Here is a 24,350-nt window from a genome sequence, read left to right on the forward strand (position 1 = left end):
GCCCAAGGCGAGCTGCATCCGACGTCCCACTCGCCATTCCCCTGGAGCTGACATTTGGCCGCTCGGACGATGCCGATTGTGGCGTCGTACCGGGCAATACTGAGGTGCGCAAGACACTTCATCTGCGTCTTCTGTCGGGCATAAAGTACTTAACCGCGGCGATTTCTGGGGTTGCCGCCATTTGCTCGGGACACGGACTAGCTGTGGGCTTTCAGTAGGTTGTCCATCCGGTCCGGACCGGGAAAGCTGAGGTTGTCGAAGCTTCAGTGATTCCAGGGGGACCGGATGAACATCCATAAGAATGCCCGTCTGACGCCGCACGGTCGAGAGCGAATTGTAATGCAGGTCGAGAGCGGACAGACGCCACAGGCCGCCGCACAAGCCGCAGGCGTCTGCCCGCGGACGGTTCGAAGGTGGGTCGACCGCTATCGGCGCGAAGGATGGACGGGCTTACAGGACCGCTCTTCCCGGCCGCATCGATTGCGTCGGCCGACGCCTCAGGCGGCTATCGAGACGATCGAACGGCTGCGTCGCCAGCGCTGGACAGGCAAGCAGATCGCCCTCGAGGCCGGCGTCTCGCCCGCGACCGTCAGCCGTGTTCTACACCGTTTGGGCTGGAACAAGCTCAGCGCCTTGGAGCCGGAACCTGTGCGCCGCTATGAGCGAGAGCATCCCGGCGAGCTGTCCACCTCGACATCAAAAAGCTTGGTCGGATCGGCCGTGGGACATCGCATCACCGGGCAATATCCGGGCGCAGTCAACCGCCGTCTGGGCATCGGCTGGGAGTTCGTCCATGTCTGCATCGACGATGCCTCGCGCGTCGCTTTCGTCCAAGTCATGCCCGACCAGCGAAAGGACAGTGCCGTTGCCTTCCTTCAAGCCGCCGTCGCCTATTACGCTAGCCTCGGCGTCTACGTGCAACGCGTCATGACGGACTACGGTTCGTGCTGCCGCTCAAGGACTTTCCGGGCAGCCTGCAAACGTCTCGGCCTGCGCCAGATCTTCACCAAGCCCTATACGCCACAGACCAACGGGAAAGCCGAGCGCTTTATTCAGAGCAGCTTGCGCGAATGGGCCTATGCCCGCGCCTATAACACTTCAGACGAACGCACCGCGGTGCTCAGGTGCTCATGGCCACCGGATACGCACGTCTGCGGTCTTCACCGGATGCATGCGGCTCATCGGGAACCACGACATCTTCGGCAAAGCCCGTCTCGCGGGCTCTCACCGTGCGGCGCCACTTATAGATCAGGCTGGTCGCGACATCGTACTGACGCGCTACAGCCGCCACTGTGGCCCCGGGGCGCGAATGCCGCGCGCAGTATCCGGCACTGATCCTCTTCACTCCAACGACGACGACGCTCAGGCCCGGTCAACAACGTCACATGGCTCATGCTGTGCTGCTAACTACGCTCGTAAGGACGACCTTAAGAGCGCAGCTTCGCTACCATGCCATGCTCGCGCAAGGCGGCCCTCGCCGGCTTTCGATTACCCACATCTCTTGCGGGGCATGAATCATGCGTGATTCCTTGTCTGGCACCGAATCGCGGAGGACGGTGCCATGGAGGGAACGGCAGACGCATGGTTTGATCGTGAGCTTTCCGAATGTAGGTTTGCGGACGAGCGTTTGAGCAAGCGGTTGCGCCAGCTTGTGGAGTTGCATGGAGGGCGCCATGGGAGCCAGCATTCCGCTGGCGTGCCAGGACTGGGCCAACACCAAGGCTGGCTATCGTTTCTTTTTGAATGATCGGGTCAGCGAGGAGGAGATTCTCGCCGGTCACTTTCATTCCACGCGCAGCCGTTTTGCCGAGCGGTCCGATCCTGGTTCTGCAGGATACGACGGAGTTCACGTTTCAAAGAGAACGGTCAGAGGGGATCGGCATCACGTACCGGGTCAACAGCGGCAAGGACAAGGCCGGCCGTTTCCGGATGCACACGGTGTGCGGGCTTTTGATGCATTCGAGCCTGGCCGTCACGCTGGACGGCCTGCCGCTTGGCCTTTCCGCCATAAAGTTTTGGACGCGGACGAAGTTCAAGGGAACCGCCGCGCTCAAAAAGAAGATCAATCCGACGCGGTGCCCATCGAGGAGAAGGAGAGCTTCCGCTGGTTGGAGAACAAGCGCCAGTCGATCGCGCTGTTCGGCGATCCCGCGCGATGCATCCACGTCGGCGATCGCGAGAGCGACATCTACGAGCTTTTCTGCACGGCCCATGAACTCGGCACCCATTTCCTGGTGAGGACTTGCGTCGATCGCTTGGCGGGTGATGGCGAGCACACGATCGCCGCGGAGATGAACGAGGAAGAGATCAGCGGGCTGCATGAGGTCGAGGTTCGCGATGCCAAGGGCAAGCCTGAGACCGTCGCGGTCGAGATCAAATACCGCCGCATCCATGTCCTGCCGCCGATCGGCAAGCAGAAGCGCTATCCCGCGCTCGACCTCACGGTGCTGTACGCCCAGAGCGTGAGGAACCAAAGCATCGGCCAAGGATCGACTGGAAGCTGATCACCAATCTGCCCGTGCATGCCCACGACGACGCCATCGAGAAGCTCGACTGGTACGCCCTGCGCGGGAAGATCGAGACCTTCCACAAGATCCTGAAATCCGGTTGCAAAGCCGAAGAGGCAAGGCTGCGAACTGCCGAGCGCCTCGTGAAGCTCATTGCTGTCTTCTGCATCCTGGGTTGGCGGGTGTTTTGGATGACCATGATCAACCGCTCACAGCCGCACGCTAAACCGGATCTCGCAATAACCGATGTCGAAATGAAGCTCCTCGATCATCTTCTTCCCGACAAGGATCCGACCGCCTCCCATGCCGGAACCTTATCGAGCTATCTGGTCAAGATCGCGCGAATGGGTGGCTATCTCGCGCGTGCCAGCGACCCGCCGCCGGGCAACACCGTCATGTGCGCGGCCTTATGCGCCTCACGGACATCAAGCTCGGCGCAACCATCGGAGCCGAACTTACGGGTAATTGAAAGCCTCGCCGGACGCGTACGTTGTGGCTCAAAGACGGCCGACTATTGTTGGAGGCAGCAATCGCGCCTCAGCTTCAGCATGCCAGCCCGCAATGGCGGCAAATGTCAACAATATGACCGAAAGTGTCAACGCGATTCCGGAAGCACGATCTAACTATGCTCGATAGAGCGCGTGTGAATTGCCATCGCGCGCGAGCACCGCCCGGGCAGCGCTCACCTAGCCGATGAACGCGACAGGGTGTGCAGCTTGGCGTAGCGACTGAGGCAGTTCCAAAACACTGGCACAAAGAACTGCAAAGATTCATGACAACAAACGGGAGGAAGTTATGCAACTCACCCGCAGGAAATTCCTGAATACAGCTTCCATGGCCGCAGCAGCCGCTTCCACTACCGTTCTCTCACCCTTCACTTCCAAGACAGCAAATGCGGCCACGGAGCTTCGAGTGTTGGTTTGGGAAAGCTTAGCCCCGGACTACATTGTTGAGGAGTTTACAAAAACAACCGGCGTCAAGGTGTCTCGCACGTACGTCAGCTCAAACGACGAATACATGGCGAAACTTGCCGTAGGTACGGTTGACTATGACCTTGTTGATGTCACTTCATCTCTTATGCAGCGGGCGATCCAGTCAAATTTCATCGAGCCGCTAGATATTGCAAAAATTCCGAACTTCAAATTACTCTACCCAGAATTTCAGAACCTCAGTTACTTCAAGGATGGGGATAAAAATTATGGGGCTCCCGCATTTTACGGCTATCTACCGCTCACGCTGAATGCCGATGTTATCCCAACGCGGAATGACTTTGATATTCTCTTTGATCCGGCGTTCAAAGGGAAAATCGCAATGTGGGATGACATTGCCGTAATTGCGCAAGTTGCGAAATGGATGGGGTACAAGGAGCCCTGGAAGCTGGGGGACGATGAACTGGCTGCGGTAAAGGCCAAACTGATCGAGCAAAAGCCGCTCATCCGGAAATATTGGACACAATCTGGTGAGGCAATTGAGCTTTTCGCAAGCGGCGAAATTGTTGCTTCACTTTCCTGGAGCTACGTTACCCAACAATTGCTGAAGCAAGGTTACAACGTACGGGAAACACTTTATCCGGGAGCGCTCGCTTGGGTCGATTCTTACACGATTGTGAAAGGAACGCCCAACCGTGATATAGCGCACCAATTTATCAACTATTCGATAGCCCCCGAAACGCAGGCTAAATTCTGCACCGAACAAAAATATTTGGTGACCACCCCAGAAGCCCAAAAACACATGGACCCCGAAATATGGAAAGTAGTTGGCATGGATCAGGTAGTAGAACGGTTGAGTACGACAGAATTTTGGAGTGAGGTTCCACGCCGCAGCAAATATGTCGAAGTTTGGAATGAGATAAAATCTGCTTAAGGAGCTATTTTCAAAGCATGGGCAAGGGCCGGCATCGGGTGCCTCGCCTTCGTGACGCGCTGGCCATTGAGGCCTTGGCGTTCGTCTAGCGCAGCACCCCAGAACTCGGGTTCATAGCAGTTCCCTATGCGCACGGAACCATGATTTGCGAACACTGAAAGGAAGGGCAACATGCTCCTTGATTACTGCCTGCTCAACGGTTGGGAATAGAGAGAGTGTTCAGACAAACCGCCAAACAAACGGCTAGCGTGCGACCAGTCTCTAAGCATGGTGCGAGCGAAACGGAAACTATCGTCTCCCTAGAACATGTGAGCAAATATTTCGGTACGCATGCCGCGGTAAGCGAACTCAGTCTTTCCATTCTCCAGGGAGAACTCTTCACCCTCCTCGGATCGAGCGGTTGCGGAAAAACTACGGTCCTCCGAATGATCAGCGGGTTGGAAATGGCCGATGCGGGAGAAATCCGCATCGGAGAAAAGCGCGTAAATGAGCTGCCCCCATTCAAACGCAGCGTGAACACGGTGTTCCAAGGCTACGCCCTCTTCCCACACATGACAGTATTTGAAAACATCGCCTATGGTCTGGTCATAAAGCGGTTCAGCAGCATCACCATCAAGCAAAAAGTCGATACAATGCTAGAGCGCATTGGCTTGAGTGACAAGGCGGGTAGTCTGCCAAGGCAGTTAAGTGGGGGGCAGATGCAGCGCGTAGCGTTGGCCCGCGCACTTGTCAATGAGCCGGACGTACTTCTCCTCGATGAACCGCTGAGCGCGCTTGATGCAAAGCTTCGAGGAGCCATGCAAATAGAGCTCAAGCACATTCAGCAAGCAAGCGGCCGCACATTCATCAATGTAACTCACGACCAGGAGGAAGCTCTCGTATTGAGCGACCGAATCGCTGTAATGCGAAATGGAAGAATTGCGCAGTTGGGTACGCCAGCTGAGGTTTTTGAACGGCCTAACAGCATTTTTGTCGCCGATTTTCTTGGGGTCAGCAACTTTATACCCGCAATAGTCCACCGTCAGAACGGGGAATCCGTTTCGCTCATTGATCAGGAAGGGTTCGCGTGGGAAGGTCGCTCGCGCAGCAGTCTCGCGCCGCGCCAGCTCGCAACAATAGCAATCAGACCACAAAAGTTCCGGGTATTGCATACAGGTTCCGAGCCAACTGCCACGAACCAGATCGATACTCAGTTTGTAGAATTCGCTTATCTAGGCACGTCAGTGCGCATTGTTGTCCGCCTTCACTCTGGCCGCACACTGCAGCTAGATGCTTCGCCGGCAAGCTTACCGATTCCTTATCAGGGCCTTAGACCTGGTGATCGTCTAAGAATTGAGTACCAGACGGCTGATGTATTGATTTACCCAGCGGAAAACTAGTCGAGGTTCGTTCTTGATAATGAGATCTATGATCCCACGCACTGACAGACCCGCCGTCATTGTCTTTGGGCTGCCGATGGTCTTTGTGCTTTTCTTCATGGTAGCGCCCTACGCCTATATATTCCGATTCTCGCTCGCGTCGACGAGCGGATACAACATCGTATACTCCACAACGTACGAAAATTTCGCGCGCATCCTAAGAGAACCTTTATACTTTGATGTCCTAGTCCATTCCTTTAAGACAGGATTGATTGTAACATTCGCAGCCTTGCCCCTTGGATTCTTACTCGCATACTATTTGTGCTTTATCGCCAAGGGCACAAAGGTGTTCTATTTTCTGATTGTAGCACCGCTCTTAACGAGCTTCGTGCTACGTGTTTACATGTGGAAGCTAATATTGGGACGCAACGGAGTAATCAACGGCGCATTGTCTTATAGTGGTTTGATTGATGAACCCGTATCTTTCCTTTTGTACAGTCGATTGGCTGTTTACGTGACACTCACCTATATTTACATCCCGTTTATGTTTCTGCCTATCTATACAGCGTTAGAGAAGTTGAACGTCGCCTATGTTGAAGCCAGTTTTGACCTCGGTGCTTCGGCGTTGGTGACACTTCGCAAAGTCGTTATTCCGCTTTGCATGCCCGGCATTGTCGCCGGTGCGGTATTTACGTTTTGTCTCAGCTCAGGGGACTTTGTTGTTTCGGCGTTAGTGGGCGGACCCACGGGTGTAATGGTATCAAATGTTATTATTGAACAGTTTGGTGGCGCGTTTAATTGGCCTTTCGGAAGTGCTCTGGCCGCCGTTGTTCTGAGCGTCGTCCTTGTTATCGTTACAGCAGCATCAGTAGCGGAGCGGCACAAAGCCGAGGATGTTGTGGGATGAGTATGGCAGGATTGGGACTGATGCATCGGCACAGCTTGGCCACGCGTACCGGGATCCAGTTCCTTGCATGGCTTGTGCTTTTCTACATCTATCTGCCGGTCGCCCTATTAGTCGTATTTTCGTTCAATGGATCTCCGCTGTTAGTATTCCCGCTGAGTGACTTTAGCTTACGATGGTACAAAGTGTTGATTGGTCACGCCGACTTGCAGCACTCTATTTTTAATAGCGTGATAGTGATCGCCGGTGCTGTTCCAGCAAGTTTGGCATTAGGTATACCTATTGCGTATGGATGCTATAAGTTTAAATTTCTCGGGAAGGAGTTTGTGGCGCACGTAGTCCTGATCCCCCTAATAATACCTGGGTTAATTACAGGCTTGGCGATATTACTCTTGTTGAAACAGCTGGGTGCTTCGTTGTCGCTTGGCACGGTGATTCTCGGTCATACCGTGGCGTGGCTGCCTGTAGTGGTGACCCAGATATACGCGCGACTGCGACGGTTCGACCGACGTTTGGAGGAAGCAAGTTTAGATTTGGGGGCAAACCAATGGCAGACGTTCTGGAGAGTCGTCTTCCCGAACATTCGGGTGGCTATAGTTGGAAGCACCCTCTTGGTCGCGACACTTTCCTTTAACGACATAGCGATCACATTTTTCCTCACCGGGCAGGAAAATACGCTGCCAATGCATATGTGGTCCATGATGCGGGCTGGCTTCACTCCCGAAATTACCGCAGTGGGAGTAATCACTATAGCGGTTACGTTGGGCATCGTAGCATTGGCATTGGCGTTCTTGAGGTTTGGTGCAACTGGGGAAATTGGCGTTGAGCACAGATCCGGTGAAGCGATAGCATCCCCTGCTAAGCTGCAACAGTATGTTCGATGATTACCCGCACAGCCTCCACACCGAGCGGACCGATCGGTCATGCAGGGGTAGGGTCCCGAAATGGCTAAAACCGATTTCACATTCTCGATGCCGCATCGCGTCCGCTGGGCGGAGGTTGATGCACAGAGGGTCGTCTTCAACGCAAACTACGTCAACTATTTCAGTATTGCATTATGGGAGTACATGCGGGCGCTCAGGTTCCGTCTCGTGGATCGTGAAGATCATATTGATTTCCACACCGTCAAGATCGGTGCTGAGCTCAAGGTCCCCCTCCATTTCGATGACGAAGTGGAGATTTTCGCCCGCGCATCCTGCATCGGACGGACGAGCGTTGCCTTCGCCCTCGAGATCTACCCTAGGGACGGTGAGACGATGCTTAGCTCGGGCGAGATCGTTTGGGTGAGTTTCGACCGTACCATTTATCGGCCGGCGCCTGTCCCCCAAGCTTTGGTTGATTTGCTGCGCGGCAGAGAAGGGGAGCACATCCAGGTGAAGCTCTTCGTGCCGAAGGATTAGACGAGTTATGAAGGCGAATTGCCGGACGACGATGAAAGCGGGGGTGGAGCTGATCACGCTCGACGGCTCGCGCCTGATCCTTCTTTCTGTCGAATTTCGTGCCATGATGCTCGGAGTGATCAGCGACTGGATGGCCGAGACGGTCGAGGAAACGCTTAGCTATTACAGCTTCTCCGACAGCCGTGTTGGCTCGAGATTTGGACCGACAAGCCGCACTCGGGTCGTGGCAACCTTCCCGTTCGGCCAGAGCTGCCTGAACCGGACAGCTGGACGGCGCAGGCACATCACCAGCAGCCAGTGGTCCGCCCGAAACTACCATGACCCTGGACCCTCTCCACTTGGATCAGACCTCAGCCCACGGAGCAGCCGTCGCCTGAGAAAAGTGCGAAAGTTTCTGGATCTAACCGGTAGAATCCTCACGGTTAACCCAAAATACCAAGAGATAGGCAGGCAGCCCTACTACCCTCGCCGCATCACAATCGCTGCGAAGCGCAAGCTCGTGTGGAGGGGGCGATGAGCGCGGCGCTTGAACGCCTAACCGCGTTTCTGTTCGAACTTCGGTTCGAGGACCTACCGAAAACGGTCGTCGCGCAAGCCGAGCGCTGTCTCATCGACCTGCTTGGCACCGCTGCCACCGGCGCCCTTACTCCTGCGTCTCAAATTTCTCGTGACTTCTCGGCCACATTTCTCGCCGCCGGTGCTGGAACCTTAGGAGCAAGTCTCTTATTCGACGGACGTCGATGCAGCGCGGTCGGCGCGTCGCTGGCTGGCGGCATCACAATCGATGCCATCGATGCACATGATGGTCATCGTCTGGTGAAAGGGCATGTCGGATGCGCCGTGCTTCCGGCGCTTCTCGCGCTGATTCAGGACTTGGTCGTGACGCCCACCGGCCGCGAGTTTCTCACGCTGTTGGTGCAAGGCTACGAAATCGGCACCCGCGCGGGGATTGTACAGCATGCGAGCACCTCCGATTTCCATTCATCGGGATCCTGGAACTCCATCACCTGCGCCGCCCTGGGAACGCGCCTGATGCATCTAAGCCAGGAGCAGCTTCGGCATGCGCTTGGGATTGCTGAGTATTACGGTCCGCGCAGTCCCATGATGCGCATGGTGGCTCATCCGACCATGGTGAAGGACGGTTCCGGCTGGGGCGCAATGGTTGGTGTCTCTGCGGCCTACCTTGCGCGGCAGGGCTTTTCGGGCGCCCCTGCCGCCATCATCGAGAGCGAAGAGGCGGGGGCGCTTTGGGCCGATCTGGGCGTGCGCTGGCGCATCGAGGAGCAGTATTTCAAGCCATATCCGGTCTGCCGTTGGGCGCATCCGGCGATTGATGCCGCGCTCGATCTGAAGCACCGGTATGCGCTTACGCCACAACAGATCGAGCGGGTTGAGATCCGAACATTTGCCGCGGCCGTCGCCCTCGGCTCGCGGGTACCGACCGAGACCGATGTCGCGCAGTATTCCACAGCCTTCCCCGTTGCCGCAGCGCTGGCCCACGGGCAGGTGGGCACCGAAGAAATCACCGGACGTGGTTTGAGCGACCCGCTCACCGCCGCCCTGCAAAAGCGCATTGTACTGGTGGAACACGGACCCTACAGCAACGTGTTTCCGGCTGAGCGATGGGCTGAGGTCGTCATCATCACGACGGACGGACGCCGGCTAGCTTCAGATCCAGCGACACCACGCGGTGACCCGGAATGTCCGCTCCGGACCGATGAACTACGTTCTAAGTATCGCGCGCTGGCTAGCACTTCGCTTGAGGCCGGCAGAATGACACGTATTGAAGATGCTGTGTTCAGGCTCGCCGACGGGACAAGTGGATTGTGCGAGATACTCCAGGAGCTTCTTCGTCCACCAGACTGCCAATCACGGCTAAGCTAGGGACGTCGTGCTGTACCTCGTCCCACAATGGGCTTTCCAAGGAGTGCCGTCATCAGACTTTGCCGGACCGGTGAGAACCGCGGCAGTGTCGCCCTGAGCAGCGTTTGGGCATCGGGCCGAGACTGCGCCTGGCCCACCGCGTGGCGCAACTCGGGGCCTATCCGCTCTCCTGCTCGAGCCATGAGGCGGGTGATCTGCCTCAGAATCGGGTCGGCGACCGGCGAGCCGTTCTTCGGCGTTGCCTTGATGACCTCGCGTCGGGAGCGGGCGCTGGAGGACTTCACCTTCGCCTCGGATATCCCGTGCTTGTGAGCCTATCGCCCATCTTCGCTCCCGCCTCAAGCTCGCATGCTCGGCAAACGGCAATATCAAGGGCCGATGGCGGCAGATGTCAAAAAAGTGGCTGAACGTGTCAATGCGATCCTAATCGCGCGGTCTAATCTCAACCGATGGAGCTCGTGTAAACTGGTGTTGCGAGCCCCGTCATATGTAGATCGCTTTGCTGGAGAATGCTTGATGTTGGGTGCCCCTCACTACAAACTATTTGGTCGGGCTGCGGTCATCTATTTAGACAATCCTCCGGTGAATGCGATCACTGCCGTTGCTCGTGCTCGGTTGAAAATTCTGATCGAGCGGTTTGCGACGAGCAAAGGCATCGATGCGATCATTCTGACGGGCGCAGGGCCGGAATTCTCTTCTGGAACCGACATTTCAAGATCCTCAGAGAAGGTAGACTTTAGCGGCTTGCCGGAACTGATAACCACGATTAAGGCGTCTGCGGTCCCCATTGTCGCGGCTCTTGAGGGTCGTGCTATTGGGGAGGCTCTGTCCATAGCGCTCGCCTGCCACGCGCGGGTTGCGACACGGAGCGTACAGCTTGCGTTTCCCGAGGCGACATGGGGGCTTGTTCCTTCAGGTGCCGCCGCTCTTCATCTGAGTGAATTGGCAGGATTGCAATACGCCCTTGAAATGATCGTCGGGGGGAAGAACATTACCGGAAATGCCGCGCATGCGCTCGGAGTGGTTGACGAACTGGTCAGCAGCCGTGAAGCGTTGGTGGATGAGGCGATTCGGGTCGGGACGGATCGCAGTCCGAGGCGTTCAAAAAGCCCAACTGAGAAGTGCCGGCAGGTTATCATTGAGGATTTCAAGCAATCGTTTCCAGCTTCCTTGAAGGCGCCGGCTGGGAAGCTGGCTATGGAATGCGTCTTAGGAGCCCAGTCAGCTTCCCTTGAAGAAAACATCGCCATTGAAAACCGACAAAACGAAAAGCTGCTCGCGGAAGCCGAGACAATAGCACTATTACATGCAAGCAATGTCGAGCTTGCAACTGATCTGCCTCATTTCCGGTCTGGGTCCGACACTATAAGTCTTCCGAAATGCGTTGCAGTGGTTGGCTTCGGCTTCATGGGTCGCGGAATTGCTATCAGCTTTGCGACAGGCGGCGTGAAGGTGTTGGTTCACGATCAAGCTGGAGATCGGCTAGCTGAGGGCCTTGAGGCTGTTGGTGCGTCGCTGAAATCCATGGTTAGGCGTGGTCGAATATCTCAGGAGCAGGCCGAGACTGCACGCAACAATATCATAGCGATTGGCGATATGGAGGCGCTAGATGAGGCCGATCTGGTTGTCGAAGCGGTCTCCGAAGACCTTGAACTAAAGAAAACGATCTTCGCCAAGCTAGACAGCATATGCTCAAACCACGCGACTTTGGTCACAAACACGTCATCGCTTGATATCGATGAGATTGCAGCTGCAACAGGGCGGCCGAAAAGCATTGCTGGGATGCATTTCTTCAGTCCTGCTCATCTCCTAAAGCTGGTGGAAATAGTTCCAGGCAGGGAGACAGCGGAAGAGACTATTGAGCAACTGAGAGTTGTTTCCAAGCACATTGGTAAGGTCGGGGTGGTCGTCGGTAACCAGTTCGCGTTTGTAGCTAACAAGCTACTTGCCGGGTACCAACGCGAAGCACTCTTTCTGTTGGAAGAGGGTGCCCTTCCGGAACAGGTCGACAGAGTGCTTCAAGAGTTTGGGTTCGCGATGGGGCCATTCGTGATGAACGACATGGCCGGAAACGATATCAGCTATCATGTAAGGCAGGCGGCGTCATATCCCGCCGGAATGCGTTATCCGCACGTTGCGGACCGGATCTACGAAGCGGGCCGCTATGGTCAGAAAACAAACAAGGGTTGGTACCGATATGAGCCGGGACAGCGCGAGGCGCATCCGGACATCGAGGTCGCGAAGTTGATCGAGTCGACCTCCTCCGAACTCGGGTTCAAAAGACGGAACATCTCCGATGACGAGATACTGCAAAGATGCCTGCTGCCTGTGGTTAACGACGCGGCTTGGCTGCTCGGAGACGGCATTGCGAGGAGTTCCGGAGATATCGATGTAGTTTGGATGAATGGGCTGGGCTTTCCACGTCGCAGGGGAGGTCCAATGTTCTGGGCCGATCATTTGGGCCCAAAACGAGTCTACGAGCGGGTCATCGAATTTAGAGAAGAACATGGCCCGGTGCTATGGGAGCCTGCCCCTCTACTGGCATTCCTTGCCAAGAGCGGTATGCGATTTGCGGATGTCAGGTGAAAGATGCGAACGGTAGCTATCGTTTCAACAGCTCGGACTCCCGTGGGCAGAGCGTACAAGGGAGCGCTACGCGCGGTTCATCCCGTTTCGCTGGCTGCGCACGCTATTTCTCACGCTGTCGCGCGTGCTGGAATTGAGCCCGGTCGGGTCGAAGACGCGATCATTGGATGCGCACTGCCTGAAGCCGCCGCGGGACGAAATATTGCGCGCCTGTCGTCACTTCGCGCAGGCCTGCCGACGTCGGTTGCGGCTGCAACTGTAAACCGAGAGTGTGCCTCCGGGCTGCAGGCAATCGCTCAGGTTGCTCATCGCATCGCATGTGGAGAGATTGACGTCGGTGTTGCGGGGGGGGTGGACTCAATTAGCATTGTGGATAACGAGCAGATACGTCAAGGCTGGATCCCCGAGCCATGGCTCAAAAGCCATAAGCCCGAAATCTACATGCCAATGCTCCATACCGCTGAAGTCGTCGCTCAGCGATACGGAATCAAACGAGAAGATCAGGACGCGTATGCGGCGCAAAGCCAACGTCGCGCTTCGGCCGCGCGGGAAGCAGGTCTATTCAGCAGCGAGATCGCGCCGATCAACATAGATGACGAGCTTGACCCTGCAGGTTCGGCAAGCATCGAGAGAGATGAAGGCATCCGGCCTGGCACAACCGAGCAAACCTTGAGCGGACTTAAGCCGATCCTCGGAAGTGAGTACACGATTACGGCCGGAAACGCCTGCCAGATGTCTGATGGCGCATCAGCATGCGTTCTAGCTGACGCAGATTACGCGGTGCGATCGGGGCTGCCTGTTCTGGGCATTTTTCGGGGACACTCGGTCGTGGGATGCGAGCCGGACGAGATGGGACTAGGACCGACATTGGCAGTGCCGCCACTGCTTAGGATGGCGGGAGTTACAACCAGCGATATCGACCTATGGGAGCTCAACGAGGCCTTCGCTGCCCAGGTACTCCCCTGTCAGCATCGATTGGAGATTCCCTCTGAACGATTAAACGTGAATGGTGGTGCGATTGCCCTTGGACATCCATACGGGATGACGGGCGCCCGTCTGACTGGCCACGGACTTATTGAGTTGTCCCGAAGAGGTGGCAAATACCTTGTCGTCACAATGTGTGTTGGTGGCGGTATGGGGGCGGGCGCACTGTTTGAAGCAGCGAGTGGTCGCGATGTCCGAAAGAATTGACCTTCTTGACCCATTTGCCTCGATCGACATTCCGGTCAGGGAATGGGTTAACAGCGGAATGGCCTGGGTCGCCTCAAACTATCGTGAGGTGTTCCAGTCTATCAAGGTTCCGTTTCAGCTTCTTCTCAACGCCGTGGAACAAGCATTGCTGAGCTGTCCGCCAACAATTTTGCTCGTGGTGGTCGGGTTAGTCGCGTGGCAGACAGGTGGGGCTGGCGTGGCGGTAGCGGTGGTTATGCCGTTGATCGTGATCGGCCTCATTGGCGCGTGGATAGAGGCGATGACGACGCTATCGCTCGTCGTAAGCTGCGTTCTCGCATGTCTGATCATCGGCATTCCTCTCGGAATCCTCATGTCGCGTAGTGACAAGATCCAAGCCGGTATGAGGCCAGTTTTGGATCTCATGCAAACGATCCCTTCATTCGTTTATCTGGTGCCAGTTGTGATGCTGTTTGGCATTGGCAAGGTCCCGGGTGCGATCGTTACGATGATATATGCGCTGCCCCCGGTGATCAGACTGACAAACTTTGGTATCCGTGAGGTCAGTCACGATCTCGTTGAAGCCGCTCGTGCGTTCGGAGCGAATGATTGGCAGGTCCTGTTGAAGGTTCAGTTGCCACAGGCGCGACCGGCCATAATGACTGGCGTCAATCAGACAATCATGCTTGCCCTTTCGATGGTGGTTGTTTCTTCGATGATCTCTGTTCCAGGGCTGGGGCAACTCGTGTTGAGCGGTATAGGCCGCTTAGATCTCGGCCAGGCAACCGTTGGGGGTTTTGGAATTGTGATGCTGGCGATTGCGATCGACCGCCTATCACAGTCGTTTGCGCAGGCGACCAGGCAGCGTGTTGGCGGCGCGGGACTGGGATCACGGCCTCTCGCGATCCTGAGCTTCCTGTTCCGGGGAACAAAATGAAAATAAGCAGATCTCAAGGAGGATGAAATGATCACGTCAGTTTTGAAAAAGTTGGCAACCGCCGTTGCGGTGTTCACAGTTGCGCTCGCACCCGGCGTTTTGGCTCAAGATCTCCCAGGAAAAGGGATAGTAGTCCGACAGATTAAAGGCGAAGATTACACCTCGGTGTTCCAACACCTGATTGTTCAGCATGGGCTAGAAGCACTCGGCTATACGGTTGAGGAGCCTCAGATAGCGAACTATCCCACAATTCACATCGCTGTATCAAACGGCGACGTCGATTACACGGTGCACCATTGGCAACCCCTTCATGACGCGTTCTTCGAGAATGCTGGTGGCGATAAGGTGATGACGCGGCTAGGAAACTTCACGCCCAACGTGAAACAGGGATATCTTATCGACAAACGCACAGCTGACAAATACAGCATATCGAACATCGGGCAGCTCTCTGACCCGAAGCTTGCAGCACTTTTCGATAGTGATGGTGACGGGAAGGCCAATCTCGTGGGATGCAACCCAGGTTGGGGATGCGAGCGGATAATTGAGCATCATCTGACGACCTATAAATTGCGGGATACAACCCATCATGATCAGGGCGAGTACTTTGCTTTGGTGGCTGATATGCTCGAAAGGTACAAGAGTGATCAATCAATTTTGTACTATACGTGGTCGCCAAATTGGCTCAATAATCGTCTGAAGCCTGGAACGGATGTCGTTTGGCTCAGTGTGCCCTTCTCGGCAAGCCCCGACGACCCGAACGCGAACACGGAATCTCCGGACGGCACGAACACTGGATTTGCCCCTAATACGATTCGTGTCCTCGCGAACAATCAGTTTTTGGAGGAGAATCCCGCAGCCAGGAAATTCTTCGAACTCGCCACGGTGCCAGTCGCGGACATTGAAGCTGAGAACAGCCTCATTGAACAAGGCGAGAAGTCTCCCGAAGATATTGAGCGCCATACTCAAGACTGGATCAAGGCAAACCGCGCTGCGTTCGACGGCTGGGTAAGCGAGGCGCTGAAAGCAGCCAAGCCATAGACGCCAGCACCACCAAAGCGCCTTTGTCCCCACGCTTGGTTAGGACCTCGAAATTGTCAGTCAAGAAGATTGAGTTCAAAAATGTCTGGAAGGTCTACGCGGCGCGCGAAGGCGATGCGCTGGAGGAGATAAAACGATCACGTCTGTCCGGCGCCCCGGTACCACCATATGTCGTCGGCGTCGAAGACGTTAGTTTCGATATAAATCAAGGCGAGATATTTTGCATAATCGGCCTTTCCGGAAGTGGGAAATCCACTCTGCTGCGCCATATCAATGGCCTGATTAAGCCTACCGCCGGACAGATCGTTATCGATGGGGCGTCGATTAACGATTTGAGCGAGGCACGTTTGCTGCAGTTGCGCTCGCGGAAGATAGGCATGGTGTTCCAGCATGTTGCACTACTACCGAATCGTACTGTGACAGAGAACGTGGCGCTGGGCCTAGAAATTCGGGGAGTCAAGAAGGCCGAGCGACGTCAGCTGGCCCAGGAGGCGCTAGAACGAGTCCAACTGCCAGAGTGGGCAGCGTTCTATCCCGACGAGCTGTCCGGTGGGATGCAGCAGCGCGTGGGTCTAGCGCGCGCCTTGGTAACAGATCCTGAAATTCTGCTGATGGACGAACCGTTCAGCGCGTTGGATCCCATTATCAGAAGGCAGCTACAGGATCAGTTCATAGAGATCTCGGCAAAAGCGACAAAAACGACTGTATTCATCACTCACGACATTGAGGAGGCCGCGCGTTTAGGTGATCGTATTGCCATCATGAACAAAGGAAAGGTGGAACAGATCGGCACGCCGCAGGATATTCTACTGAGACCTGCGACACCCTACGTTCGAGAGTTCGTGAGCCATGTCACCCTCTTGGATAAGTTGGTTGCCGGTGACATCATGCAATCAACCTCCGAGATCGTCGATTCCGTAAATGTCGCCTGTGACGGCGGTTCTATCGACGCCCAAACGCCAGTGGCGGAGGTCATACGGAGGGGTATCTCTGCAACTGGAACGCTTCTCGTTTCGAGAGGCAGTACGAACGTCGGCATGATTGGTCGTGAGGAAATCCTGACATTTCTCACAATGCGTCCAGACAGGGACCGTTAAGCGGCTCGTGATGTGGGTTTGCAATGGCCTCCTAGCTAGGCCATCACATCAATGGGGTTTCGCCAAGAGTCCGTTTGGGAATTGGTTCAATGGCTGTTGCGCATCAAAAGACTGCCCACGGCGACGTGGATCATGGCTTGGAGACGTCGATGCGTGGTTCGTAGTCGCGCACGCGCGGCGCCAGCGTATTAGCCAGCCGAACGTTCTTTCGACCATCCAACGCCTGAGCAGCGCCTTGAAGCCGGCCTCGGTATCGATACGGCGCATCACTTCGATGACGAAATCGTAGCCCATAATCACAATTCGATCGCGCAGGCAATCAACCGGACTCTTACGCGGCATGGGAGCCACACATGACAAAATCCTTTGATTGTGGAAATGAACCTCGCCAGGACGAGTTTTCATGCTTGGTAGCGAAAGAAGTCGAGCGCGTTCTGGCTAAGTACGATGAGGTTCTAAAGGAACGGAGCTCAATCTCATCGCGCATGTTGACTGGCAATACCGCTGTTGCCGATTTGCTTTCGGCAACGCCCCAACAGGCTATCCATGACGATTTGACCGCCCTGGCCACGGAATTTGTTCGCAGGCTCGCAGCCGATGCAGCGCATCGTTCCGATGAAAGCGCCCGTGAGGCGGCTTCGCTCACGGCGCCGACCGAGGGCACGCGTGGGTGCGAAGTCCTAAAAGCGCGAGATCAGCAAAGCGATTGCCTGCGAATTGAAGACTGGGCGGGCGCGGTTGCAGGGCCCACCTATCTGGAAGAACACTTCGGCATACCGCGATCGACATTGCATTGGTGGCAACGGCACAATGATGTAGTTGCGTTGCGGAAAGGCGCGCGCAAGCATGTGTTCCCCTTGGCTCAGTTCATCGACGGCAGGCCTGCACCGGGGATACGACAAGTGCTCTCCTGGATCCCCAATTCCAGACCGGCATGGCTTTGGCTGACCTCCCCTTCACCGCGGCTTGATGGCCGAATTCCCATAGAGATGCTCCGGCAAGATCTGGCTGCCGAAGTCATCTCGGCTGCACGAGACTTTTCCTCGACATTGAAGTCCAGCTGACAAAACCAACTGCAAATCCGTGCACCGCGGCAATCGGTTGATCCCGTTGTGAGCCTGCGAAAGCCCATTGAGGGTCGCGCGCGCCACTACGCGCTGCGCAATGTATTTTGCAATATCGTGCGAAATGTCCAGCTTGTGCTGTTTGTATAGTTTGCGCAAATTGTACAGTATATATTTGATTTCCGTGACTTAATTGCAACGTCTTGCGCATATATCTCTGCGTGCTGCGCAGTATATATTGCATAATTCAATATCGCGGATAGCGTCAAACTGCGAAGAAGCAGCGCGATGCGCATCTTTTTCGATCATGGGGAATGGGGATGGATGCGTCTTTCAGCAAAGAAGATGCCCTGACCCTTTTTTTAATCTTTTGACTGGAGAAAAAAATGAACATCAAGAGCCTTCTCGGCTCCGCTGCCGCCTTGGCAGCAGTCACCGGCGCACGCGCAGCCGATGCCGTCACTGTCGCCGAGCCGGAACCAGCTGAGTACGTCAAGATCTGCGACGTCTATGGCGCCGGCTATTTCTACATCCCTGGCACCGAAACCTGTCTGCGCATCGGTGGTTATGTCCGCTGGGATGCTTCGGCTGGCCAGGAAGGTTCGTACAACGGCCGTCGTGCTGTCGACCATGAGGACGGCAGCATCAACGATACCTGGCACAAGAAGGCCCGCTTCACGCTGAGGACCTGGACTGGTCAGGAAACAGAACTCGGGACCTTGAAGACCTACACTGACACCCGCTTCAACTATTCCGACGGCAGTAACAGCAGCTCGCTGAACTTTGCCTGGATTCAACTGGGTGGGCTGCGCGTCGGTAAGGACGAATCGGCCTTCGACACGTTCATCGGTTACGCCGGCAACGTCATCAACGATACGTTGGTTCCCTATGGCGATTTCGACACCAACGTCGTGCAATACTACTTTGATGCCGGCAACGGCTTCTCGGCCGTGGTCTCCCTCGAAGAAGGCTCTGGCACGGTCGGCACGATCGACAGCTACGTTCCGCATGTCGTCGGCGGCGTGAAGTACACGCAGGGCTGGGGCGCCATCACCGGCGTCGTTGCTTATGACAGCAACTACGAAGAAGTGGCCGGCAAGGTTCGCTTGGACGTGAATGCGACCGAGGCGCTGGCGCTGTTCATCATGGCCGGCTACGGCACCGACGACAATCTCAATGACCCGACCTATGCGATCCCTGCAGGCGACCGCGGCTTCTACAAGCAGTGGGGCGGCAACTGGGCAGTGTGGGGTGGTGCCACCTACACTTTCAACGAGAAGACTGCATTCAACCTCCAAGTGTCGTATGATGAAGCCAAAGAGTTTGGCGTTGCGGCGAACGTCGCCTACAAGATCGTCCCGGGCCTCACGGCCACGGCCGAAGTTGACTGGGCTCATAACGACCACGACAGCAACGGTTACAACTGGACCGGCATCCCCGCTGGCAAGAGCAACGCTGTCGGCGGTATCCTCCGCTTCCAGCGCTCGTTCTGACGGATCGAAGCATTGAACCATAGCGCCCATCGCATATGATTGCGTGCGCTAGACTCGCCCGTCCAGCCGGTGTTGGCTTAGCGGGATACCCAAAAAGGCACATCGGCGGCTCCTTCCAAAGTGCTTAGGTCCGTACCTCCGGGATCGAAGCCTGCCGCCGATGCGAAGGGCGCCCTTGACCAAGGCGCCCTTCATTCTACAGCGTCGAGCATTCTGACTGAATCGAAGGGATTGCTGTCGTGTAGAGACGACCTGCTGTCAGAAAATCTAGATTTGAATATCACGTCGGGGGATGTTGTTGTCTACAGAGCGGTACAGCGGCTTGGGACTTCCACTTGTCATTCCTCGATCTTGATTGCGGAAACGGAAGACGAAGGTGGTTGCCGGAGAACCGAATGACGTGCGATTGAAAAATGTTGACGGCCGATGGATTGTCCATGTCGTCGAAAATGGCAAAATAACTCGGCATTTATTCAACGCTCAAGCCGTTGCCGAGAGCTACGCCGAAGGCCAGCGAATTAGGCTCGGCCTGCCTGGAAGGCCACCGATCAGTTGACAAGCGTTGAACCTGGATTAGGAGGAGAACCCGATGGATGAGCGCCCTAAGAGGCTCCGCGAAACACCAGACTTCATCATCAACGATGTTCTCGACCTCGCCGAGTACTCTGATCGCGGTATTGTCACGACCCTAGTCGATACACACGGAGTTCGCCTTCGTCTCCACCTCACAGCCGTGACTTCAGAATTGCTTTGCGAGCGAATTGCCAACGCGCTGGAGCGCCGGTACGGCGAATAGCGACCTAAGAGTCCTCTCTGTTTTGAAATTCAGGGATGAGCGTTTCTGCGGATGAGATTGCCGCCCATAGCGACAAGGATCATGGCGTGAGAGACGTCGATGCGCTGCTCGTAGTCGCGCACGAGGCGGCGCCATCTTGCCATCCAGCCGAAGGTGCGCTCGACAACCCGGCGGCGGGCAGGACTTCGGACTTCGAAGCCCTTCTGGTCGTCGGATCTGCGGATGACCTCTACCACGAAGTCCAGATAGACGGCCTTGTTCATGAGCTTCAGCCTGTCATAGGCGCTGTCGGCGAACAGATGCTTCACCCAGGGCCAACGTTTGCGGATGCCGTCCAGGACCGCCTGAGCCCCGGCGCTGTCGGAGATATCGGCCGGCGTCAGGTTGACCATCAACAGCCGCCCATCCGTATCGACGGCGATGTGGCGCTTGCGGCCGACAATCTTTTCCGGCGTCGTACCCTCTTGTTCCGGCTTGCGGAGCCTTGACCGACTGGCTGTCGATCACGCCAGTCGTGGGACTGGCCTCGCGCCCGGTCCGCTCGCGGTCCAGCATCAGCGCCATGTCGTGGATGGTCTGGAACAGAAACCGCCGCGCCAGCTCGCGAAACCAGCCATAGACCGTCTGCCAGGGCCCGAAATGAATCGGCAGCATCCGCCAGCCGCACCCCGAACGAACCAAGTAGCGCACCCCATTGATCACCTCGCGAAAATCAACCTCGCGCGAACGCCCACGCCGCCCAGGCTTGGGCATCAGCGGCGCGAACTGCTCCCACTCCTAGTCGGCCAATCAGACGGGTAGCGCTTGGTCTTCTTGGCGATCTGGGCCATCCGGCCACGGCTCTGCTCTGTCCACATCCAACGATTGAATCATAACCCAGCCTCAGACCGAACCCCCAGCAAGCCGATTTTCAAAACAGCCTCTAAGAGACTAATCACGCCGACGAGAGCCGACCTGTGCGATCTCAGGCATTGGTGACCGCCTGTTCTCGCCAATGAACTCGGTATGCCTTTGGGGGCATACCCGTCCAGCGTGTGAAAGCTCGAACAAATGCGCTGACCTCCGAGTAGCCCAAGATCATCGCGATGTCGGCAAGACCGTAATCAGATTTCTCCAGTAGATCGGTCGAGACGGCTTTCCGCTTGGCGTCGACTAAATCACGCAACATTAATCCCTGTTCGTCCAGGCGACGTTGAAGCGTTCGTGTGGTCATGCCCAACTGCTTAGCAATCCAGTCGATTCGAGGAGCCTTACCCAGCAGCAGAGCTTGGTCAATCTGCGCGCCTACGAGCGAAGCCAGATCAGCGGAGTAGGTATCTCGTGATATAAGGCTCTCAGCCTGGTCCCGCAGAATGCCCAACAACTTTGGGTCTGCGTTGGCGACGGGATGTTCCAACACCCTACTGTCGAAAAGAATGGAACTGGAACCCTGTCCGAAATGAACTGGCGATTGAAAAACCTCCCTGTAATCCTCGATAGGGGCCAAGGCAGTATGCTCGAATTGCACGCGAATCGGGCGCCAGGTACGGCTTGATAGCGTGCGTATTATCTGCATGCCCCAGGCGAGCGCCAGTTCAACATCCTGTCTGCATTCAGCGACGCCGGGGGCGATTATTGAATAAGTCAACTCTGCAGTCGCGTCTGGCCTTCTAATAAGGTCGAATCGACAACCGTCGGCACGAAGTTTGAAATACCGCACAAACGTCCGTAGAGCGTCTCCCACATCCTTTGAGTTCAGCATCATGTAGCCGATAATCTCAAGGTCATAAATACTATAGGTGCGGCCGAGCTTCAGGCCAAACGCTGGCTCGGAAATCTCCCGCGCGGCAAACTCCATAAGAGCGATACACTCGCAGAGGAATACACGCTTACCGTCAACTTGAAATTTCGAAAGGTCAAACCCAGTACGCGCATCACGTGCTGGGATCGCCACGCCGTGATCGCGCATATGGGCCAGGACCGGTTTGCAGACGCGCATTGGAATAGTGGGCAGCTTCAGAACTGCAATCGTCATGATGTACTCCTAGGTGTCGACAACGACCCCTGTTGGCGGGCACTATCGAAAATGTGGCATGAAATGTCAATGTGCATGTGGGTCAGCATGGCTATGTTGGCTGTAAGAAATTGCCCCTCAAGGAGAATTCCGAAGTGCCCTCCAACCACTGGCTAAAGCCATTGCTTGAACCTCGTTCCGCCGTGATTATCGGTGCTTCGGCAACTGAAGGAAGCCTAGGCAGAAGCGCAGTTGATCACATGGTTGAGCGTGGGTACCGCGGGCGACTCTACGCCGTAAACAGCAAGTATAAGAAGATCGGAAATGTCGACTGCTTCAGCGCGGTATCTGAACTGCCAGAGGCGCCAGACCTGGCGGTAATTGCAGTCAATCAGAGACTCTTGGAGCAAGTGCTCTCGGAATGTGTAGCGCTAGGCGTACGAGCTGCTGTCATATTCGCGGACTGCGGGAATATGGAACAACGCGATCGTCTGGCCAGTATCGCCGCCGAAGCGAGAATGCCGATCTGCGGTGGTAACGGGATGGGGTTTCAGAACTTCACCAACGGCACGCATGCAACGTTTAGCTCCTGTCCGGTTACCAAGGCCGCGCCTGGAAACGTTTCATTGATCGCCCATTCCGGGTCTGTCATTCAAGCGCTAGCCACAGATCTAACGCGTCTTAGGTACAATTTAACCGTGTCGTCCGGCCAGGAAATCAATACCACATTGGCGGACTACTTAGATTATGCGCTAGAGTTGCCCTCGACCAAAGCAGTTGCATTGTTTATCGAGACGGTCCGTGACCCCGCACGTTTCGTGGAAGTGCTACGAAAGGCCGCTAGCAAGCGCATACCGATTGTCGCGCTCAAGGTTGGCCGGACGGCAAAGAGCGCAGCTATGGCCATAAGTCATAGTGGAGCGGTCGTCGGCGATGCGTCGACCTATGAAGCGCTGTTCGACCGTTACAATGTGATCTCGGTCAAGACGCTCGATGACTTGGCGGCGACAGCCCAGTTACTCGCGCACGTCAAGGATGCCAATTCAGGTGGGCTCTGCGTGGCGATGGATTCCGGCGGGCTGCGCGAACTCATGGTTGATATCGCAGAAGACAAGGGCGCCACTTTCGCTGAGCTTAGTAAGTCCACGCTGGCCCAACTGCAGGACCAGTTGGACGACGGTATGATCGCGGAGAACCCACTGGATGCATGGGGTAGCCGTACCGACGCCAAAGCACATTTTGCGCGTTGTTTAGAGTTGATGATGCGTGATCCCAACAGCGCATTTGGCGCTATTGCAACCGAGGCAGGGGACGCCTTTCAATTTGGGACCGTCTATGCCGAGATCGTGGCTGAGACGCAGCGGTTGACCGGAAAACCGATGTTTATGATGAGCAGCTTTTCGGGGATTGCGAACTCTAAGATAGCTACGCGATTGTTGGATTGCGACGTTCCTCTCATCAACGGGGTCGATTGCGCGATGACGGCGGTGAAGGCCGTCGACACCTTTAAAGCGCGACTAGAAAATGCCGCGAGGGAGGTCGGCCTCTCGGTCCCACAATCAGCTCTTGAAAATGCTAAAGCCCTGCTCGCGCAGCCGGGTTCCGATGGTGAGAAGATTGGCCTGTCGGTATTGCAGGCTTTTGATATTCCGGTGGTGGCATACTACGAGTGCGAGAATCTGCAGGAGGTGCTGACGGCGATCGACAGGACGGGTTTTCCTGTGGTGTTGAAGACTGCGATGCCGGGGATCCATCATAAGTCCGACGTCGGTGGAGTTTTGCTGAATCTGGACAGCATTATTCGGGTGACCGAAGCGTACAAGGATTTGACGCAGCGTCTAGGACCTAAGGTGATGGTCCAGAGGATGAGCCCCTCCGGCGTCGAGATGAGCTTTGGCATGGTTGTCGATCCTCAGTTCGGCGTGCTGGTAACCGTCTCTCCGGGAGGGAAATGGATCGAGTTGTTTGCCGACCGGCAGATTGCGCTAGCGCCCTTCGACGAGGAGCGCGCGCGAGAGCTAATCGACCGCCTCAAGATTCGACCAATATTCGACGGCCGTCGTGGCGAGAAACCGTATGATGTCCATGCACTGGCCCGAGCATTCTCGAAATTCTCGATTATGGCTGATGCTCTGAAGGACGAGCTTGCTGAGTTCGATGTGAATCCTGTGATTATTACTGACACTGAAGTGATTGCGGTAGACGCGCTGCCGGTTAGAGCCGCCATCAAAAATCAACATACGAAGCACTAATCAGAAGG

General features: G+C 55.9%; 21 protein-coding genes and 3 pseudogenes. 20 read left to right on the plus strand and 4 right to left on the minus strand.

Annotated elements, in window-relative coordinates; genetic code table 11:
• Together AU465_RS35895 and AU465_RS03185 are read left to right on the plus strand one after the other, a co-directional pair.
• A partial coding sequence (locus AU465_RS35895; RefSeq protein ID WP_210324972.1) for a hypothetical protein occupies nt 1–218 on the plus strand: 218 nt, incomplete at its 5' end.
• Nucleotides 219–339: 121 nt separating this feature from the next.
• Nucleotides 340–1,062, plus strand: a pseudogene (locus AU465_RS03185) (helix-turn-helix domain-containing protein); the annotation flags it as partial.
• 58 nt (nt 1,063–1,120) lie between these two features.
• On the opposite strand, the gene AU465_RS36130 reads toward AU465_RS03185, so the two are convergent.
• Nucleotides 1,121–1,345 (minus strand): transposase, encoded by a 225-nt coding sequence (locus AU465_RS36130; protein ID WP_312891181.1) that lies wholly within the window; start codon nt 1,343–1,345, stop codon nt 1,121–1,123.
• Between the two features lie 216 nt (nt 1,346–1,561).
• Between AU465_RS36130 and AU465_RS37055 the strand changes: the two genes are divergently transcribed.
• From AU465_RS37055 to AU465_RS03250, 14 genes are all read left to right on the plus strand, one after another.
• The gene (locus AU465_RS37055; RefSeq protein ID WP_281396664.1) at nt 1,562–1,747 is read left to right on the plus strand and encodes a transposase DNA-binding-containing protein; all 186 of its coding nucleotides are present in this window, start codon (nt 1,562–1,564) and stop codon (nt 1,745–1,747) included.
• Nucleotides 1,674–2,504, plus strand: coding sequence for a transposase DNA-binding-containing protein (locus AU465_RS03195; protein WP_281396665.1), 831 nt, complete (start codon nt 1,674–1,676; stop codon nt 2,502–2,504). Before AU465_RS37055 ends, AU465_RS03195 begins: the two co-directional genes overlap by 74 nt.
• Nucleotides 2,505–2,518: 14 nt before the next feature.
• A complete protein-coding gene (locus AU465_RS36135) occupies nt 2,519–3,130 on the plus strand; it encodes a hypothetical protein (RefSeq protein ID WP_246505830.1) in 612 nt (203 codons plus the stop codon).
• A gap of 172 nt (nt 3,131–3,302) precedes the next feature.
• Nucleotides 3,303–4,370: an ABC transporter substrate-binding protein gene (locus tag AU465_RS03200; RefSeq protein WP_192243960.1), complete on the plus strand. Its 1,068-nt coding sequence runs from the start codon at nt 3,303–3,305 to the stop codon at nt 4,368–4,370.
• Nucleotides 4,371–4,585: 215 nt separating this feature from the next.
• Complete coding sequence (locus AU465_RS03205) at nt 4,586–5,749, plus strand: ABC transporter ATP-binding protein (protein ID WP_192243962.1); 1,164 nt, start codon at nt 4,586–4,588, stop codon at nt 5,747–5,749.
• Nucleotides 5,750–5,846: 97 nt separating this feature from the next.
• The gene (locus AU465_RS03210) at nt 5,847–6,635 is read left to right on the plus strand and encodes an ABC transporter permease (protein ID WP_246505833.1); all 789 of its coding nucleotides are present in this window, start codon (nt 5,847–5,849) and stop codon (nt 6,633–6,635) included.
• The gene (locus AU465_RS03215; protein WP_192243966.1) at nt 6,632–7,516 is read left to right on the plus strand and encodes an ABC transporter permease; all 885 of its coding nucleotides are present in this window, start codon (nt 6,632–6,634) and stop codon (nt 7,514–7,516) included. The genes AU465_RS03210 and AU465_RS03215 overlap by 4 nt, the downstream gene beginning before the upstream one ends.
• 60 nt (nt 7,517–7,576) lie before the next feature.
• The gene (locus AU465_RS03220; protein WP_192243968.1) at nt 7,577–8,032 is read left to right on the plus strand and encodes an acyl-CoA thioesterase; all 456 of its coding nucleotides are present in this window, start codon (nt 7,577–7,579) and stop codon (nt 8,030–8,032) included.
• A 513-nt stretch (nt 8,033–8,545) separates the two neighbouring features.
• Nucleotides 8,546–9,916, plus strand: coding sequence for an MmgE/PrpD family protein (locus AU465_RS03225; protein ID WP_192243970.1), 1,371 nt, complete (start codon nt 8,546–8,548; stop codon nt 9,914–9,916).
• A 348-nt stretch (nt 9,917–10,264) separates the two neighbouring features.
• Entirely contained in the window at nt 10,265–12,502 is a 2,238-nt protein-coding gene (locus tag AU465_RS03230; protein WP_192243972.1) for a 3-hydroxyacyl-CoA dehydrogenase NAD-binding domain-containing protein, read from the plus strand.
• A gap of 3 nt (nt 12,503–12,505) precedes the next feature.
• Nucleotides 12,506–13,693 carry an acetyl-CoA C-acyltransferase gene (locus tag AU465_RS03235; protein ID WP_192243974.1) on the plus strand — a complete coding sequence of 396 codons (1,188 nt, stop codon included), beginning with the start codon at nt 12,506–12,508 and terminating at the stop codon, nt 13,691–13,693.
• Complete coding sequence (locus AU465_RS03240; RefSeq protein WP_192243976.1) at nt 13,677–14,609, plus strand: ABC transporter permease; 933 nt, start codon at nt 13,677–13,679, stop codon at nt 14,607–14,609. The genes AU465_RS03235 and AU465_RS03240 overlap by 17 nt, the downstream gene beginning before the upstream one ends.
• A gap of 27 nt (nt 14,610–14,636) precedes the next feature.
• Nucleotides 14,637–15,647 carry a glycine betaine/L-proline ABC transporter substrate-binding protein ProX gene (gene proX, locus AU465_RS03245; RefSeq protein WP_192243978.1) on the plus strand — a complete coding sequence of 337 codons (1,011 nt, stop codon included), beginning with the start codon at nt 14,637–14,639 and terminating at the stop codon, nt 15,645–15,647.
• 53 nt (nt 15,648–15,700) lie between these two features.
• Nucleotides 15,701–16,744, plus strand: a complete 1,044-nt coding sequence (locus AU465_RS03250) for a betaine/proline/choline family ABC transporter ATP-binding protein (RefSeq protein WP_192243980.1) — start codon at nt 15,701–15,703, stop codon at nt 16,742–16,744.
• Nucleotides 16,745–16,830: 86 nt separating this feature from the next.
• Here the strand turns inward: AU465_RS03250 and AU465_RS03255 are convergent.
• Nucleotides 16,831–17,053: pseudogene (locus AU465_RS03255) on the minus strand (transposase); the annotation flags it as partial.
• Nucleotides 17,054–17,097: 44 nt separating this feature from the next.
• On the opposite strand from AU465_RS03255, the gene AU465_RS03260 reads away from it, so the two are divergent.
• From AU465_RS03260 to AU465_RS03270, 3 genes are all read left to right on the plus strand, one after another.
• A complete protein-coding gene (locus AU465_RS03260) occupies nt 17,098–17,808 on the plus strand; it encodes an antitoxin Xre/MbcA/ParS-like domain-containing protein (protein WP_192243982.1) in 711 nt (236 codons plus the stop codon).
• A gap of 386 nt (nt 17,809–18,194) precedes the next feature.
• Complete coding sequence (locus tag AU465_RS03265) at nt 18,195–19,301, plus strand: porin (RefSeq protein ID WP_192243984.1); 1,107 nt, start codon at nt 18,195–18,197, stop codon at nt 19,299–19,301.
• Between the two features lie 589 nt (nt 19,302–19,890).
• A complete protein-coding gene (locus AU465_RS03270) occupies nt 19,891–20,097 on the plus strand; it encodes a hypothetical protein (protein ID WP_192243986.1) in 207 nt (68 codons plus the stop codon).
• A 29-nt stretch (nt 20,098–20,126) separates the two neighbouring features.
• Here AU465_RS03270 and AU465_RS03275 read toward each other — a convergent pair.
• Both AU465_RS03275 and AU465_RS03280 read right to left on the minus strand, forming a co-directional pair.
• A pseudogene (locus AU465_RS03275) lies at nt 20,127–20,954 on the minus strand (IS5 family transposase).
• Between the two features lie 107 nt (nt 20,955–21,061).
• The gene (locus AU465_RS03280) at nt 21,062–22,111 is read right to left on the minus strand and encodes an AraC family transcriptional regulator (protein WP_192243989.1); all 1,050 of its coding nucleotides are present in this window, start codon (nt 22,109–22,111) and stop codon (nt 21,062–21,064) included.
• A 182-nt stretch (nt 22,112–22,293) separates the two neighbouring features.
• Between AU465_RS03280 and AU465_RS03285 the strand changes: the two genes are divergently transcribed.
• On the plus strand, nt 22,294–24,342 hold the full coding sequence (locus tag AU465_RS03285; RefSeq protein ID WP_312891182.1) for an acetate--CoA ligase family protein: 2,049 nt from the start codon (nt 22,294–22,296) through the stop codon (nt 24,340–24,342).
• The last annotated feature ends 8 nt before the right edge of the window (nt 24,343–24,350 follow it).

Origin of the sequence: Mesorhizobium silamurunense (genome assembly GCF_014843905.1) — a bacterium.
Taxonomy (GTDB): domain Bacteria; phylum Pseudomonadota; class Alphaproteobacteria; order Rhizobiales; family Rhizobiaceae; genus Mesorhizobium; species Mesorhizobium silamurunense.